This window comes from Nocardia sp. NPDC055050 (genome assembly GCF_053608345.1).
The window spans coordinates 19,927-34,082 of the sequence record NZ_JBSGVG010000021.1; the positions used below are offsets into that span (position 1 = coordinate 19,927).

The following is a 14,156-nucleotide window of genomic DNA, read 5'->3' on the forward strand; positions in this document are numbered from 1 at the left end:
CATGCCCCGACCCGACGATCTGATCGGCACCTGGCAACTCGCGTCGTTCCACGACACCGATCCCACGGGCACGCCGACGCCCGGCCCACTCGGCGCCGAGCCCGCCGGGTTCCTCACCTACACCGCGTCCGGCCACCTCTCGGTCGCGATGATGCGCACCGCCCCCGGCGAACCCGCGTTCATGGGATACGCGGGCCGCTGGAGCGTCGACGACGGCGTCCTGCGCCATCACATCCTCGTCTGCTCACGCACCGACTGGGTCGGCGAGGAACAAGTCCGCATCGCCGAGCTGACCGACGGTCTGCTCACCATCCGCACCACCCCCGACAACGGCCGCGTCGTGCAGTGGCGCAGGGCCGAAGCAGCACAGGAGAAGCATGCGATTCGAAGGTAAGACCGCTCTGATCACCGGATCGAGCGAGGGCATCGGCTACGCGATCGCGGCGGCGCTGGTCGCCGAGGGCGCGAAGGTGGTACTCACCGGGCGCCGCGAGAAGGAACTGGCCGAGGCGGCGGACACCCTGGGCGCGGCCTGGATCAGCGGCGACATCGCCGATCCGGACACCGCGCACCACGCCGTCGACCACGCGGTCGAGCAGTTCGGTGGCCTCGACCTCCTGGTGTGCAATGCCGGAATCCTCATTCCCGGTGCGATTTTCGCCCAGCCGATGGCGGAAGTGAACCGGATCATCGACGTCAACCTGCGCGGCACCATCGCCACCGTCGCCGCGGCGGTGCCCGCGCTGGGCAAGCAGACCGGTTCCTCGATCGCGGTCATCTCCTCCGCCATCGGCCGCAAGCCGGGACCGGGCACCGGCATCTACGGTGCTACCAAGGCAGCCCTGCAATACCTGGTGCCGACGTGGGCAAGCGAACTCGGCCCCAGGGGAATTCGAGTCAACGGCGTCTGTGCCGGCATCACCGAGACCCCGGGCTTCCGCGCGGGCGCCGAGGCGATCGCGGGACTGGAGGAAGGCGTCGTCGCCACGAACGTGATCAAACGCATCGCCACCGCCGACGAGGTCGCGGCGCCGGTACTGACCCTGCTCGATTCCGCGGGCGCCGGTTTCGTCACCGGCTCGATCTGGGACATCGACGGCGGCTACGGACTCGGAGCACACCATGGCTGACCATGACGTGATCGTCGTCGGGGCGGGGCACAACGGCCTCACCGCCGCCGCCTACCTCGCCAAGGCGGGCCTGGATGTCGTCGTCCTGGAGGCCAAGTCGGAGATCGGCGGTGGCGTCGTCAGCGAGGCGGTGACCCTGCCCGGTCACCAGCACGACCTGCACGCCGCCGCACACATCTTCATCCACGGCAATCCGATGATCCTCGACGACGAACTGGGCCTGCTCGCCGAGCACGGGCTGAGCTATGTCTATCCCGACCCCAGCATGTCGGTGGTGTTCCCCGACGACGACTTCATCGCCTTCTATCACGACGTGCACAAGACGGCCGAGACGATCGCGCGGATCTCCCCCGTCGACGCCGAGAACTACCTGCGTTTCTACGAATTCGCGAGCCCGCTGCTCGACCAGCTGCTGCCCGCGATGTTCCGCCCGCCGGCCCCGCTCGGCGCGCTGTTCGCGCAGCTGGAACAGTCCGAGATCGGTCAGGAGACGATGCGGGTGCTCATGATGAGCTACCTCGACGTCTGCCACGAATGGTTCGTGCACCCGAAAGTCAAAGCGGCCCTGTGCCGTTGGGTGTCGGAGCTGCTGATCTCGCCGGACGAGGGCGGCACCGGCGCCTTCCTGCTGCTGATGGTGCCGTTCATCCATCGCTACGGCATGGGTTTCGCGGTGGGCGGCTCGCAGTCACTGTCCGACGCGCTCGCCGCCGCGCTGCGCGGCTACGGCGGCACCATCCACACCGGCGCGAAGGTCGAGCGGTTCCGGTTCGACGGCGACCGGGTCACCGGGGTGCGCTGCGCCGACGGCACCGAGTTCAGCGCGCGTCGCGCTGTCCTGGCCGACCTCAATATCAAGCAGCTGCCCGCGATGGTGGAGCACCGATTCGGCGCCGAGTGGGAGCGCAAGGTCGACCGGATCAAGTCCGCCGGTTTCCGCCTGGTCGCCGGGCATCTCGTCCTGAGCGAGGCGCCCGAGTTCCGTGCCGGGCCGGAGGTCACCGAAGCCGGTTTCCAGGAGGTCGCCCTCGATCTGCCCGACCTGCTGCGTACCTTCGACCAGCTCAAATACGGCGAACCGGTGCACACCATCCCGACGGTCTCGACCGCCACCCGCTGGGACCCCAGCAGGGCTCCCATCCCGCATCACACGCTCTACCTGCTCGGTTACGCCCCGATGGAGCTGGCCGAGGACGATTGGGACAGCCGCAAGGAGGAGATCTTCGATCAGGTCTTCGCCACCTTCGCGCAGATGACCACGAATATCGGCCCCGATCAGGTGCTGTCGCGGGTGGTGCACAGCCCATTGGACATGGAGCGCTACAACGACGCCTGGGTGGACGGCGATCCCGGCCACTTCGGCTGCCAGCTGTTCCAGTTCATGGGTATGCGACCGCTGCCGAACATGGGCTACCGGCTGCCCGCCGAGGGCTTCTATCTCGTCGGGCCGTCCACTCATCCCGGTCAGGGTGTCACCGGTGGCGCGAGAGCCGCCGCGCTGGCGGTCCTCGCCGACCTGGGGATGGGCGCCTGATGAACATCGAACCCGGCCCCGCCGAAGTCCAGGAAGCGATCACCGAGCTCCTGCGCACCGAGGAGCTCGCCGCATTGGCCACCATCGACGAGCAGGGCGCGCCGTCGACCTCGGCCATGCACATCGCCGCCGACGGTCTCATCGCCTACATGCACACCTTCCAATTCAATCGCAAACACGCTCAGATGCAACAGAATCCGAATGTCAGCTACGTGGTGAGCCATCTTCCACCCGACGGTTTCGCGGGTCGCCACGCCATTCATTCGGTGCAGATCCAGGGTCGCGCCACGCTGGTCACCGATCCCGCCGAGATCCAGCGTGCCGTCACCCTGAGCTTCGAGCAGTTCCCGTGGCTCGCCGATATCTCGCTCTACGACAATGTCAAACTCCCCGACGAAGGCCAGCAGGTGTTCTATCGCATCGAACCGACCCGCGGACTGTGGGCCGATCACCGGGTCCGCCAGCTCTGGCGGGTGTTCCTGGAATTCAGCTACGACGGCCGCACCGTCACCGGTTGCCGCCCTTACCATTCGGCGCGCCGAACCGGGTGAGTTCAGGCTGTGAGGTCGCACAGTCTGCTTGACTCGGCCTATCGGAAACTGATCAGCTGGCTGATGTGTTCAACGTTGGGTGGGGAAGATCTCGTCGGCTGAGCCGAGCTCTCGCGATCGTCGCGACGGCCGTGGTCGTGTCGTCCATCGGCACCGCCGCGGCCGTTGCCGCGCCGCCGATGATACGAACGCCCGCAGGCGGCTTCGAGGATTTGATCGTGCCGTCGAGCATGGGCCCGATCAAGGTCCAGGTGCAATGGGCGGCGCGCGGCGGCAGCTCCGCGCTGTATCTGCTCGACGGTCTGCGCGCTCCCGACGACCACAGCCAATGGACCACCGACACCGATGCCCTGCGCCAATTCGCCGGCGAAAACGTTACTTTGGTGTTCCCGGTCGGCGGCCACTCCAGCTTCTACACCGACTGGTACCGGCCCAGCAGCACCAACGGCCAGAAGACGACCTACCGGTGGGAAACGTTCCTCACCCGTGAACTGCCCGATTTCCTTGCCAGATATGGGGTCTCGCGTACCAACAACGCCATCGTCGGCGCGTCCATGGGCGGCAACGCCGCACTCACCCTCGCCGCCCACCATCGTGATCAGTTCCGCTTCGCCGGTTCGTTCTCCGGCTTCGTCAACCCGACCTACCCGATGTGGAACCAGGCCATGCGCGTTGCCATGCTCGACGAGGGCAATTTCAATGTCGACGACATGTGGGGCCCGGCAGGCGATCCCGCGTGGGCCCGTAACGACGCCACCGCCCAGGTCGAGCGGCTGCGCGGCCTGCCCCTTTATGTGACCACCGGCAACGGCATCCCCGGCGCCGCCGATGTGCCCTACGGCCTCGGCAACACCCTCAACGCGATGAGCCTCGAGGCGATGACGGTGGTCGCCGCGGGCATCTTCCGCGACCGGGCCACCGCCCTCGGGGTCTCCGCCAGGGTCGACATCGTCAACGGCACCCACAACTGGCCGTACTGGCAACAGGCCCTCACCACCGCTCGCCCGATGATCTTGGACGCGCTGTCGGCCTGACTCCGAAGCCGCGCCGTGGCCGATTGCTACCGTGCTGACATGTCAGACAGGTCCCCCTCGGCCCGCGTCCTCGTGCTCGGCGGCGCCCGCTCCGGAAAATCCGCCTTCGCCGAGGCCGTGCTGACCGACGCACCCTCGGTTCGCTATCTGGCCACCGCCGTGGTCGATCCCGCCGATCACGACTTCGCCGACCGGATCGCCGTCCACCGTGACCGCCGCCCCGAACACTGGACGACCGTCGAGAACACCGAGCCCGCAACGGTTCTCGCCACCGCGGCGCCCGCGACCCTGCTCGACGACATCGGCACCTGGCTCACCGCCCGCCTCGACGCCCGCGACGCCTGGGACGCACCGCGCGGCACCGTCATCCCCGACTGCGACACGCTCGTCGAGGCTGTCGCGGCCTACCGGGAACGGCTGGTGATCGTATCGCCCGAGGTAGGCATGGGCGTGATCCCCGCGACCCGCTCGGGGCGGCTGTTCCGCGACGAGATCGGCGCGCTGAACCAGCGTCTCGCGCGGGCGTGCGACGAGGCGTACCTCATCGTCGCCGGGCTGCCGCTTCGATTGAAATGAGCCGGGTCGGTCGCCGCCGTGCACCGTGATCCGGGCAAGATGGGCGTCGAACACCCCGTACCACCTCCGAAAGGCTTGCCAGTGACGCACGGATTCGACCCGGTCGCGGCCCCGGACGCGCAGGTACGCGCGGCGGCTGAGCAGCGCCAGACGCAGCTCACCAAACCGGCCGGATCACTGGGACGACTCGAGGAACTCGGCAACTGGGTCGCCGCGTGCCAGGGCGTATGCCCACCCCAGCAGTTCGAACGCGCCAGGGTCGTGCTGTTCGCGGGCGACCACGGCGTGGCGAAGCACGGTGTCTCGGCGTATCCGAGCGAGGTCACCGCGCAGATGGTGGCCAATTTCCTGGCGGGCGGCGCGGCCGTGAACGCGCTGGCCGCCGTGGCGGGCGCGACCGTGCGGGTCGTCGACATCGCCGTCGACGGTGACACCGAACCGTCGGTGGCCCAGCACAAGGTGCGTCGCTCGAGCGGCTCCATCGATCGCGAGGACGCGCTCACCGACGCCGAGGTCACCGCCGCACTGGCCGCGGGTCGCGCGATCGCCGACGAGGAAATCGACGCGGGCGCCGACCTGCTCGTCGCCGGTGACATGGGCATCGGCAACACCACCCCCGCCACCGTCCTCATCGCCGTCCTCACCGGCACCGAACCCGTCGCCGCGGTCGGCCGCGGCACCGGCGTCGACGACCGGGGCTGGATCCGCAAGGTCGCCGCCATCCGCGACGGCATGCGCCGTGCCCGCCCGGTCGCCACCGACCCCGTCGACCTGCTCCGCGTCGCGGCGGGCGCCGACTTCGCCGCCATGACCGGTTTCCTCGCCCAGGCGGCCGTCCGTCGCACGCCCGTGCTGCTCGACGGCGTCGTGGTCACCGCCGCGGCCCTGGTCGCCGAGGACCTCGCCGCGGGCGCGAAAGCGTGGTGGCTGCCGGCCCACCGCTCCACCGAACCGGCTCACGACCTGGCCTTGAAGCACCTGCGCCTGACCCCGCTGATCGACCTCGAGATGCGCCTCGGCGAAGGCTCCGGGGCCCTGACCGCCCTCCCGATCCTGCGGGCCGCGGTCGCCACCCTCGCCGAGATGTCGACCTTCGCCGACGCGGGCGTCAGCACCTCGGCCGAGGAATCGGACACCGTCGACCTGGCCAAGTGAACGCGCTCCGGCTCGCGGTTTCCTGGCTGACGATCGTCCCGATCACCGGCCCGGCAGTCGTCGACCGGCGCACAGCAGGCCACGCGATCTCGCTCGCCCCGCTGATCGGGCTCGCTCTCGGAGCGTTCGCGGCGGGCGCCCTCTGGTTACTGGTCAACGCGGGCCTGACCGCCCTGCTCGCCGGTCTCCTCGTCGTCGGCCTGCTCGCCCTGCTCACCCGGGGCATGCACCTCGACGGCCTGGCCGACACCGTCGACGGGCTCGGCAGCTATGGTCCGCCCCAGCGCGCCCGCGAGATCATGAAGTCCGGCGGTGCGGGCCCGTTCGGCGTGGCCGCGCTCATCTTCGCCGTCGCCGTCCAAGCGGTGGCTTTCGCGACGCTGGCCGATCAGCACCGCTGGCTCGCGCTCGTCCTCGCCGTCACCGTGAGCCGGGTCGCCGTCGTGCCTGCGTGCCGCACCGGCATCCGCGCCGCCCCCGACGCCGGTTTCGGCGCGTTGGTCGCGGGCACGCAGCCGCGCGCCGTCGTGCTGATCTGGACCGCGATCGCCGTCGGCATCGCGGTGTGGGCGGTGCCAGACAACCTCTGGCTCGGCCCCGTTGTCGTGATCGCCGCCCTCGCGGCGACCGTTGTGGTCACCCGGCACTGTGTCCGCCGTTTCGAGGGCCTGTCCGGCGATATTCTCGGCGCAGTAGTGGAGATCACGGTTTCGATTGCCGCAGTGGGCTTCTCGCTGGCGTTATAGCGAAACGCTCAGTTACCGCAAACTCGTACTGGTCACAAGTCCAGGATATCGGCGATTGTGTGCTCCCACAGACCGTCCGGTCAACGGTACTCGGGTGCGTCGCCAGCACACCGGTGGCAATACAGTGGAGCGCATGTCATCCGAGCGCCTCTACTTCCGCCAGCTGCTGTCCGGCCGGGATTACGCCGTCGGCGATCCGATCGCCACGCAGATGCGCAATTTCGCGTATCTGATCGGCGACCGGGAGACCGGCGAGACCCTCCTGGTCGATCCCGCCTACCAAGCGGCCGACCTGGTCGACGTCGCGGAGGCCGACGGCATGCGCGTATCCGGCGTGCTCGCCACCCACCATCATCCCGACCACGTCGGCGGCACCATGCTCGGTTTCACCCTCGGCGGCGTGGCCGAACTGCTCGAGAAGACCAGCGTCCCGGTCCATGTCAACAAGCTCGAACTGGACTGGGTCGCCCAGACGACCGGCATCGCCCCCAGCGAACTGACCGGCCACGACCACGGCGACAAGGTGAAGGTCGGCGCCTTCGAGATCGAGTTACTCCACACGCCCGGTCACACCCCGGGCAGCCAGTGCTTCCTGTTCGACGGCCGCCTCATCTCCGGCGACACCCTGTTCATCGACGGCTGCGGCCGCACCGACTTCCCCGGCGGCGACACCGACGAGATGTTCCGCAGCCTGCGCCAACTCGCCGCTCTCGACGGCAACCCGGTCGTCTACCCCGGCCACTGGTACTCCGAAGCCCCCAGCGCCGCGCTGTCCTCCGTCCGCGAGTCCAACTACGTCCTGCGTCCGAAGTCCCTCGGCGAGTGGCAGGCGTTGATGCCGGGCTGAACGAACAGCAGAAGAGCGGGCCCCTACGCCAGGGACCCGCTCTCGAATGCTGTTGTGACGCTTACAGAGTCCGCATCCACCCGTGGGTGTCGGCGAAGGTGCCGCGCTGGATTCCGGTCAACGTGTCGCGCAGCGCCATCGTCACCTCACCGGGTTCACCACCGCCGATGGCGAACTCACCCTCACCGGACTTCACCCAGCCGACCGGCGTGATCACCGCCGCCGTTCCGCAGGCGAACACCTCACTGATCTCCCCGGATTCGGCGCCCTTGCGCCATTCCTCCACCGAGATCTTGCGCTCCTCCACCGGGTAGCCGGAGTCGGCGGCCAGGGTGAGCAGCGAGTCGCGGGTGATACCGGGCAGCAGCGAACCCGACAGCTCGGGGGTCACCAGCCGCGCCTCCGAGCCGGTGCCGAACACGAAGAACAGGTTGTTGGTGCCCATCTCCTCGACGTAGCGACGCTCGCAGGCGTCCAGCCAGACCACCTGGTCACAGCCCTCGTCGGTGGCCTGCGCCTGCGCGAGCAGCGACGAGGCGTAGTTGCCCGCCACCTTCGCCTCACCGGTGCCGCCGGGAGCCGCGCGCACGTACTCGGTCGACAGCCACACCCGCACCGGCTTCACACCGCGCGGGAAGTAGGCCCCGGCAGGCGAGGCCAGCAGCAGGTATTTGTAGGCCGACGCGGGCTTCACGCCCAGGCCCGCCTCGGTGGAGAACATGAACGGCCGCAGGTACAGCGAGTCCTCGCCACCGGCCGCGGGCACCCAGTCGGCGTCGACGTCGAGGAGCTGGCGCACGGACTCGATGAACAGTTCCTCGGGCAGTTCCGCCATCGCCATGCGCGCGGCCGAGCGGCGGAACCGCGCGGCGTTGGCATCGATGCGGAAGGTCGCGATCTCGCCGCCGGGCTGGCGGTAGGCCTTGAGCCCTTCGAAGATCGCCTGGCCGTAGTGGAACACCATGGTCGCCGGGTCCATCGAGAGCGGGCCGTACGGTTCGACGCGCGCGTTGCCCCACCGGCCGTCGGCGTAGTCGATCGACACCATGTGATCGGTGAAGAATCGTCCGAAACCGGGGGCCGCCAGTACCTCGTCCCGCCGCTGCGCCGGGGTGGGCGCGGGATGCGGGATACGGGTGAACTGTGCGGCGACTGTCATGGTGGGAATCCTATCCGGGCCGATTCGGTGCTGTCTCGCCCCCACTACGGGGGAGTTACTTGGTCTTGGTGTCGACGAAGGGCGGCTTGACGACCGCGGCGCGCAGCTTGCGCCCGCGCACGTCGACCTCCACCTCGTCGCCGGGTTCGAGCTTCGCGTCGGTGTCGAGCAGCGCCAGCGCGATGCCGACCTTCAGCGACGGTGAGAACGTCCCCGAGGTGGTCTCGCCGACCGGCTCACCGTCGCGGAGCACGGTCTGGCCCTGGCGCAGCACGCCGCGATCCAGTGCCTTCAGTCCCATCAGCGTACGGCGCGGGCCGTCGGCCTTCTCCTGCTCGAGCGCGGCCTTGCCCCAGAATTCCGGCTTCTTCCAGCCCACGGCCCAGCCGGTGCGGGCCTGGTTCGGGGTGATGTCGAGGGACAGTTCGTGTCCGTGCAGCGGGTAGCCCATCTCGGTGCGCAGGGTGTCGCGCGCGCCGAGTCCGGCCGCCTGGCCGCCCTCGGCCTCGACCTGCGCGATCAGGGCGCGGAACAGCGGCTCCGCGTCGGCCCACGTCGGCAGCAGCTCGTAGCCGTGCTCGCCGGTGTAGCCGGTCCGGCACACGCGCACCGGGCGGCCCTGCCACTCGGCGTCGGCGTAGGCCATGTACTCCATCTCGGTGGGCAGGCCGAGTGCGGTGAGCACCTCGGTGGCCTTGGGCCCCTGCACCGCGAACACCGCGTAGTCGCGATGCTGGTCGGTGACGGTGATGCCCTCGGGAGCGACCTTGCGTAACTCGGCCACCACCGCCGCGGTGTTGGCCGCGTTCGGCACCAGGAACACCTCGTCGTCGCTGACGTAGTAGGCGATCAGGTCGTCGATCACGCCGCCGTCCTCGGCACAGCACAGGGTGTACTGCGCCTTGCCCGGCTGGATCCGGCCCAGGTCGTTGGTCAGCGCCGAGTTCACGAAAGCCGCAGCTCCCCGACCCGCGACCGTCGCCTTACCGAGGTGGCTCACGTCGAAAAGCCCGACCGTGGTGCGCACCGCCGTGTGCTCGCCGACCGTGCCCGCGTACTGCACGGGCATCTCCCACCCACCGAACGGCGCGAAGGTGGCGCCGAGTTCGACATGAACAGCGTGGATGGGGCCCTCGAGCAGCGCAGTGTCGGTCATGGGCAGAGTTTATCGGGCGGCGCGCCTACCGCTTCCTGCCCCCGTAATTGCGGGGATCCGACCGGTTTCGCGCGTCGCCCGCCGGTGCGAGGATCGCGGGCATGAACCTCCGTCGGAGCGGCGTCTCCGGCTCGACCGGACCGATCGACCTCGGCTGCCTCAGCCAGGCGAACAGCGCGTCCCGCCACCGAGGGGTGCACGGGTGACGCTGTCCGCGTCGAAAGATCGTGACGCCCAACGGCGGTAGTGTTCTGGGTGTGAGTGAGTTGCCCCGAGCACGCTTCGGCCATGTCGCCCGGATGGACGACACGATGAGCCGGGCGGTGTCCCGTATTCCGGAGTCGTCGGTCGATCGCGGCATGCTGCGGTTGACCCGGTCTGCCAACACCGGCGGTCTATGGCTGGCCGTGGCGGCGGCGCTCGCGGTGAAGCCGGGTCCCCCGCGACGGGCGGCGTTGCGCGGCGTCATCGCGCTGGGTGGCAGCAGCTTCGTCGTCAACCTCGTGCTCAAGACGCTGATCCCGCGGCGGCGGCCGCCGGCCGAACTGATGCCGCTGGGCCGCAGGCTGGTCGCCGCGCCGGTGTCGTCGTCCTTCCCGTCCGGCCACAGCGCCAATGCCGCCGCCTTCGCCACGGCCGTCGCCCTGGAGAGCCCGCGCGCCGCGCTCGCCGTCGCGCCGGTGGCCGCCGCCGTCGCCTACTCGCGCATCCACACCGGCGCGCACTGGCCGTCCGACGTGCTGGTCGGCGCCGGCGTCGGCACAGCTGTCGCTCTCACCACCCGCCGCTGGTGGCCGATTCGCGAATCCGACGAGGCCGACGCGCACGTGGTGCACGACGCGCCCATCCTCGCCGACGGCAAAGGTCTGCTGCTGCTGGTGAATCCCCGCTCCGGCGACTCCTCCTACGACCCCACGGCGGACATCGCCGAAGCCCTGCCCGCCGCGACCCTGGTACGCACCGAACCCGGCCGTGACGCCGTCGAGGTGTTGCAGGAAGCGGTCGACGCCGCTGTCGCGACCGACAGCGACACCGCGGATCGCGCGGCGAGCGACCGCACCTCGGTCCTCGCGGTCGGCGCCGCGGGCGGAGACGGAACCATCGCCGCGGCGGCAGCCGTCGCGGTCCGCAACAACCTGCCCCTGGTCGTCATCCCCGCCGGCACCCTGAACCACTTCGCCCGCGACCTCGGCGTCTACGACCTGCGCGAGGTGGCCGATGCCACCGGCACCGGCGAAGCCGTCGAAGTCGACATCGCCGCAGTCGAACTCGACACCACCGACGGCCCCTACACCCACCATTGGATCAACACCGCGAGCATCGGCGCCTACCCCGAGCTGGTCCGCCTGCGCGAGAAGTGGGAAGACCGCTGGGGCAAGTGGCCTGCCTTCGCCGCCGCCCTCGTCGTCACGCTGCGCCGCGCGGAACCGATCCACATCCGGCTCGACGACCGCTGGCACGACATGTGGTTCCTGTTCATCGGCAACGGCCCCTACCACCCGCACGGCGCTGTGCCCGCTTTCCGCTCCCGCCTGGACGAGGGCCTGCTCGACGTCCGCTGGCTCCGCGCCGATGTGCGGTTCTCCCGGACCCGCGCCGTCATCGCCCTGATGCTCGCCGCCATCGGGCACAGCCGCGTCTACGGCGAACGTCAGATGCACGAACTCACCGTCACCTCGAGAACCCCTGTCACCGTCGCCGCGGATGGCGAAGTAGTGGGTATCGCAACCACTTTCCGTTTCTCGGTGGCGGGCCGGATCCCGGCCTACCGCCGTAACGAGGACAACCCCCGCTGGGAAAACCGCCCTCGACCCCACCACCGCCGCCCCCTGGCCTGGCTCACCGACCGCCGACGCTGACTTCCTCACAAACCCGTCTCGTCTCGATCACCATCGCCCACAACAGCCTTGCGCCCCCGGCCGTGGGTACCGAGGATGGGTAGATGAGCTCGCCGGACGGGGGACGTCCGATCACCGCAACCGAAGCCGCCCGCCGCTGGGACCCGTGGACCCCGAGCGTGGTCGCCGCCCGCCTCGCCAGCTGCCCGGCCCCCTGGGCCGTCGCGGGCGGCTGGGCCCTCGACCTCTTCGCGGGCGCGATCTCCCGCGCCCATGACGACATCGAAATCACCGTTCCCCGAACGGATTTCCCCCAGATCGCCGCCGCCTTCCCCGAATACGAATGGGACGTCGTCGGCAGCGGCGAGCTCTGGCCCTATGCCCTGGCCGCGTCCAACCCCGAACTCCATCAAACCTGGCTGCGCGACCCCTTCACCGGCGCCTTCCATCTCGACGTCTTCCGTGAACCGCACGACGGCGATACCTGGATCTGCCGCCGCGACCCCACGATCACTCTCTCCTACACCGAACTCATCCGCACCACGGCCAACGGCATCCCCTATCTCGTTCCCGAGGTCGTGCTGCTGTTCAAGGCGAAAGCCAACCGCCCCAAAGACCACGCCGATTTCCTCCGCGTCCTGCCCCTTCTCCCCGAGTACCGGCTCACCCGGCTGAATTCCTGGCTGACCCAGCTCTACCCGGATCACCCATGGCTGACCGAGATCTACGCGCCCGCCGTCGTCCCCACCACTGCGGAATAGCGACAAACAGGCGGCGCGGAACCAACCGCGACCGGGCGATACCGCCGATCCGAAATCGAACGGTCGCCGAATTCATTCGGCCATCCGGCACCATTCTCGTCGATAGTCGGCCCAATCCTGCGGCGTGGCGGCGAAATCCACATACAAGGCCACACCGAAATTCGCGCGGCCGACGTCGGCGTCGGTCAGGCCGAGACGAATCCCCCGTACCGCGGCGGCAACGGTCTCGGCAGTACCGTGATGGCCCGGGTCGTCGGCCCAGAAGGCGGGTGCTCCCATCAACAGATCGACTCCGTCCGGTGTCACCTCGGCGGCGAGTCCGGTCTGCTGCGCCACATACCCGCTGTAGAGGGCTCGGGTAGGCATCGCCGTGTCATAGGACATCACCGCCACCTGATCGGAACGACGGGCGACCTCGGCGAAATAGGCTTGGCTCCACCATTTTCCGTGATCGGCGACAGCCGAACCCACCGAATGCAATCCGGGCAGCGGATCGATCACCGGCGCCGAGACCGACAGCTGGACGTGCGCCCCCGACGTCACGACCCGAGTCGCGTCGAGCAGCGCGAGAAATCCCGGCGACCCGGACCGAACGGGTTCGAGGTCGTAATGCACTCCGTCGAACCCGTAGGCCAGCACTCGCCGCGCCGATGCCACCACCCGCTCGCGCGAGGCCGCCGATTCCACATCCAGGCCGTCGAATTCGGGCTGCACGATGTCGCCGAGCCACGACTGCACCCGAATTGCCGGTAATCGCGCGTGCACCGCGTCGACAAACCATTGCGCCCGCGGTGCGAGATCGTCGCGCAGACTCCCGTCGTGTTCCAACGGTCCCGTATGGACGTACAGATCCCGAACTCCGGTACCTGCCAGCAACTTCCCGAGTCCGTCGATATCGGCGTCGGTCTTGCGCCCGTCCACCCAGGCATGACCGAGCCAGACCGCGTCTCTGCCTCGCGTCCGCGCCTGTTCGGACTGTTCGCCGATGTTGTGCACCAGCAGGGCGGCTACCACCCCCGCCACCGGCAGCGTCACCACAAGAACCAGCGCGAGCGCGATCACCGCACCCCGCGCCCACCACGACAGCGCCCGCCATTTCCCCCGCATCACTCCCCCTTGTCCGAGTCCCCCGATGCTACCGACAAGCAAATTTACGACAAATCACCCACCCGTGAAACACTGTGCGCCGCTGAATAATTGAATGGAGCACCATGAAGTACGCCGTCACCCTCGGTTCCGCCGTCATCGCCGCCTTCGCGTTCGCGATCGCCACGCCGGCCGTCGCAACAGCGCAGCCCTCGAACTGCCACGCCTCCTACACCCCGTGCCTGCCCATCGTCAGCGATGTGGACTGCGAAGGCGGTAGCGGCAACGGCCCCGTCTACACCGGCCGCGTCACGGTGATCGGCCCCGACGACTACGGCCTCGACCGCGACGGAGACGGCATCGGCTGCGAGTGAACAGCACGAGGGGCGTGCGATGAACGACATCGCACGCCCCTCGGGATCAACTTCTCAGCGGTTGCCTTCAGGACCCCAGCCCTGGTCATTGGGCTTGCCCAGATCGGGACCATCCGGATGCTCGGGACCGCCGTATCCCGGCCCGCCAGTGCCCGGACCACCGGTGCCAGGACCGCCGTAACCCGGTCCGCCTGTACCCGGACCACCGG

Annotated in this window: 15 protein-coding genes; 12 read left to right on the forward strand and 3 right to left on the reverse strand. The window is 69.1% G+C overall.

Annotation, left to right across the window (positions count from 1 at the left end; all coding sequences use genetic code 11):
* Position 1: 1 nt before the first annotated feature.
* The 9 genes from ACWGCN_RS21725 to ACWGCN_RS21765 all read left to right on the forward strand — a co-directional run bounded on the left by ACWGCN_RS21725 (position 2) and on the right by ACWGCN_RS21765 (position 7,573).
* Positions 2-394, forward strand: coding sequence for a lipocalin-like domain-containing protein (locus ACWGCN_RS21725; RefSeq protein WP_379226505.1), 393 nt, complete (start codon positions 2-4; stop codon positions 392-394).
* Positions 378-1,130: an SDR family NAD(P)-dependent oxidoreductase gene (locus ACWGCN_RS21730; RefSeq protein WP_378992504.1), complete on the forward strand. Its 753-nt coding sequence runs from the start codon at positions 378-380 to the stop codon at positions 1,128-1,130. The genes ACWGCN_RS21725 and ACWGCN_RS21730 overlap by 17 nt, the downstream gene beginning before the upstream one ends.
* Positions 1,123-2,664, forward strand: a complete 1,542-nt coding sequence (locus ACWGCN_RS21735; RefSeq protein WP_452459592.1) for a phytoene desaturase family protein — start codon at positions 1,123-1,125, stop codon at positions 2,662-2,664. The genes ACWGCN_RS21730 and ACWGCN_RS21735 overlap by 8 nt, the downstream gene beginning before the upstream one ends.
* Positions 2,664-3,215: a pyridoxamine 5'-phosphate oxidase family protein gene (locus tag ACWGCN_RS21740; protein WP_452459591.1), complete on the forward strand. Its 552-nt coding sequence runs from the start codon at positions 2,664-2,666 to the stop codon at positions 3,213-3,215. The genes ACWGCN_RS21735 and ACWGCN_RS21740 overlap by 1 nt, the downstream gene beginning before the upstream one ends.
* A 65-nt stretch (positions 3,216-3,280) precedes the next feature.
* Positions 3,281-4,249: an alpha/beta hydrolase gene (locus ACWGCN_RS21745; protein ID WP_452459590.1), complete on the forward strand. Its 969-nt coding sequence runs from the start codon at positions 3,281-3,283 to the stop codon at positions 4,247-4,249.
* 39 nt (positions 4,250-4,288) lie between these two features.
* Positions 4,289-4,825 carry a bifunctional adenosylcobinamide kinase/adenosylcobinamide-phosphate guanylyltransferase gene (locus ACWGCN_RS21750; protein ID WP_452459589.1) on the forward strand — a complete coding sequence of 179 codons (537 nt, stop codon included), beginning with the start codon at positions 4,289-4,291 and terminating at the stop codon, positions 4,823-4,825.
* A gap of 39 nt (positions 4,826-4,864) precedes the next feature.
* Positions 4,865-5,980, forward strand: coding sequence for a nicotinate-nucleotide--dimethylbenzimidazole phosphoribosyltransferase (gene cobT / locus ACWGCN_RS21755; RefSeq protein WP_387447689.1), 1,116 nt, complete (start codon positions 4,865-4,867; stop codon positions 5,978-5,980).
* Positions 5,977-6,726, forward strand: coding sequence for an adenosylcobinamide-GDP ribazoletransferase (locus ACWGCN_RS21760; protein WP_378992498.1), 750 nt, complete (start codon positions 5,977-5,979; stop codon positions 6,724-6,726). Before cobT ends, ACWGCN_RS21760 begins: the two co-directional genes overlap by 4 nt.
* Positions 6,727-6,859: 133 nt before the next feature.
* The gene (locus ACWGCN_RS21765) at positions 6,860-7,573 is read left to right on the forward strand and encodes an MBL fold metallo-hydrolase (RefSeq protein WP_378636506.1); all 714 of its coding nucleotides are present in this window, start codon (positions 6,860-6,862) and stop codon (positions 7,571-7,573) included.
* Positions 7,574-7,634: 61 nt separating this feature from the next.
* Here ACWGCN_RS21765 and ACWGCN_RS21770 read toward each other — a convergent pair whose 3' ends face one another.
* Entirely contained in the window at positions 7,635-8,732 is a 1,098-nt protein-coding gene (locus ACWGCN_RS21770) for a branched-chain amino acid aminotransferase (RefSeq protein ID WP_378992497.1), read from the reverse strand.
* 55 nt (positions 8,733-8,787) lie between these two features.
* Positions 8,788-9,888: a glycine cleavage system aminomethyltransferase GcvT gene (gene gcvT, locus ACWGCN_RS21775; protein WP_378992496.1), complete on the reverse strand. Its 1,101-nt coding sequence runs from the start codon at positions 9,886-9,888 to the stop codon at positions 8,788-8,790.
* A 257-nt stretch (positions 9,889-10,145) separates the two neighbouring features.
* On the opposite strand from gcvT, the gene ACWGCN_RS21780 reads away from it, so the two are divergent.
* Together ACWGCN_RS21780 and ACWGCN_RS21785 are read left to right on the forward strand one after the other, a co-directional pair.
* Complete coding sequence (locus tag ACWGCN_RS21780; protein WP_452459588.1) at positions 10,146-11,747, forward strand: bifunctional phosphatase PAP2/diacylglycerol kinase family protein; 1,602 nt, start codon at positions 10,146-10,148, stop codon at positions 11,745-11,747.
* 83 nt (positions 11,748-11,830) lie between these two features.
* Positions 11,831-12,487: a nucleotidyltransferase domain-containing protein gene (locus ACWGCN_RS21785; RefSeq protein WP_452459587.1), complete on the forward strand. Its 657-nt coding sequence runs from the start codon at positions 11,831-11,833 to the stop codon at positions 12,485-12,487.
* 72 nt (positions 12,488-12,559) lie between these two features.
* Here the strand turns inward: ACWGCN_RS21785 and ACWGCN_RS21790 are convergent, their stop codons facing one another.
* A complete protein-coding gene (locus tag ACWGCN_RS21790; RefSeq protein WP_452459586.1) occupies positions 12,560-13,594 on the reverse strand; it encodes a hypothetical protein in 1,035 nt (344 codons plus the stop codon).
* 104 nt (positions 13,595-13,698) lie between these two features.
* Between ACWGCN_RS21790 and ACWGCN_RS21795 the strand changes: the two genes are divergently transcribed.
* Entirely contained in the window at positions 13,699-13,947 is a 249-nt protein-coding gene (locus ACWGCN_RS21795) for a hypothetical protein (protein WP_378992491.1), read from the forward strand.
* The last annotated feature ends 209 nt before the right edge of the window (positions 13,948-14,156 follow it).

Bases quoted from the DNA above. Each gene is read 5' to 3' on its own strand.
- ACWGCN_RS21770 (WP_378992497.1), bottom strand. From the start codon at position 8,732: ATGACAGTCGCCGCACAGTTCACCCGTATCCCGCATCCCGCGCCCACC.
- ACWGCN_RS21725 (WP_379226505.1), top strand. From the start codon at position 2: ATGCCCCGACCCGACGATCTGATCGGCACCTGGCAACTCGCGTCGTTC.
- ACWGCN_RS21795 (WP_378992491.1), top strand. From the start codon at position 13,699: ATGAAGTACGCCGTCACCCTCGGTTCCGCCGTCATCGCCGCCTTCGCG.
- ACWGCN_RS21740 (WP_452459591.1), top strand. From the start codon at position 2,664: ATGAACATCGAACCCGGCCCCGCCGAAGTCCAGGAAGCGATCACCGAG.
- ACWGCN_RS21730 (WP_378992504.1), top strand. From the start codon at position 378: ATGCGATTCGAAGGTAAGACCGCTCTGATCACCGGATCGAGCGAGGGC.
- ACWGCN_RS21765 (WP_378636506.1), top strand. From the start codon at position 6,860: ATGTCATCCGAGCGCCTCTACTTCCGCCAGCTGCTGTCCGGCCGGGAT.
- ACWGCN_RS21790 (WP_452459586.1), bottom strand. From the start codon at position 13,594: ATGCGGGGGAAATGGCGGGCGCTGTCGTGGTGGGCGCGGGGTGCGGTG.
- ACWGCN_RS21750 (WP_452459589.1), top strand. From the start codon at position 4,289: ATGTCAGACAGGTCCCCCTCGGCCCGCGTCCTCGTGCTCGGCGGCGCC.
- ACWGCN_RS21735 (WP_452459592.1), top strand. From the start codon at position 1,123: ATGGCTGACCATGACGTGATCGTCGTCGGGGCGGGGCACAACGGCCTC.
- ACWGCN_RS21785 (WP_452459587.1), top strand. From the start codon at position 11,831: ATGAGCTCGCCGGACGGGGGACGTCCGATCACCGCAACCGAAGCCGCC.
- gcvT (WP_378992496.1), bottom strand. From the start codon at position 9,888: ATGACCGACACTGCGCTGCTCGAGGGCCCCATCCACGCTGTTCATGTC.
- cobT (WP_387447689.1), top strand. From the start codon at position 4,865: ATGGGCGTCGAACACCCCGTACCACCTCCGAAAGGCTTGCCAGTGACG.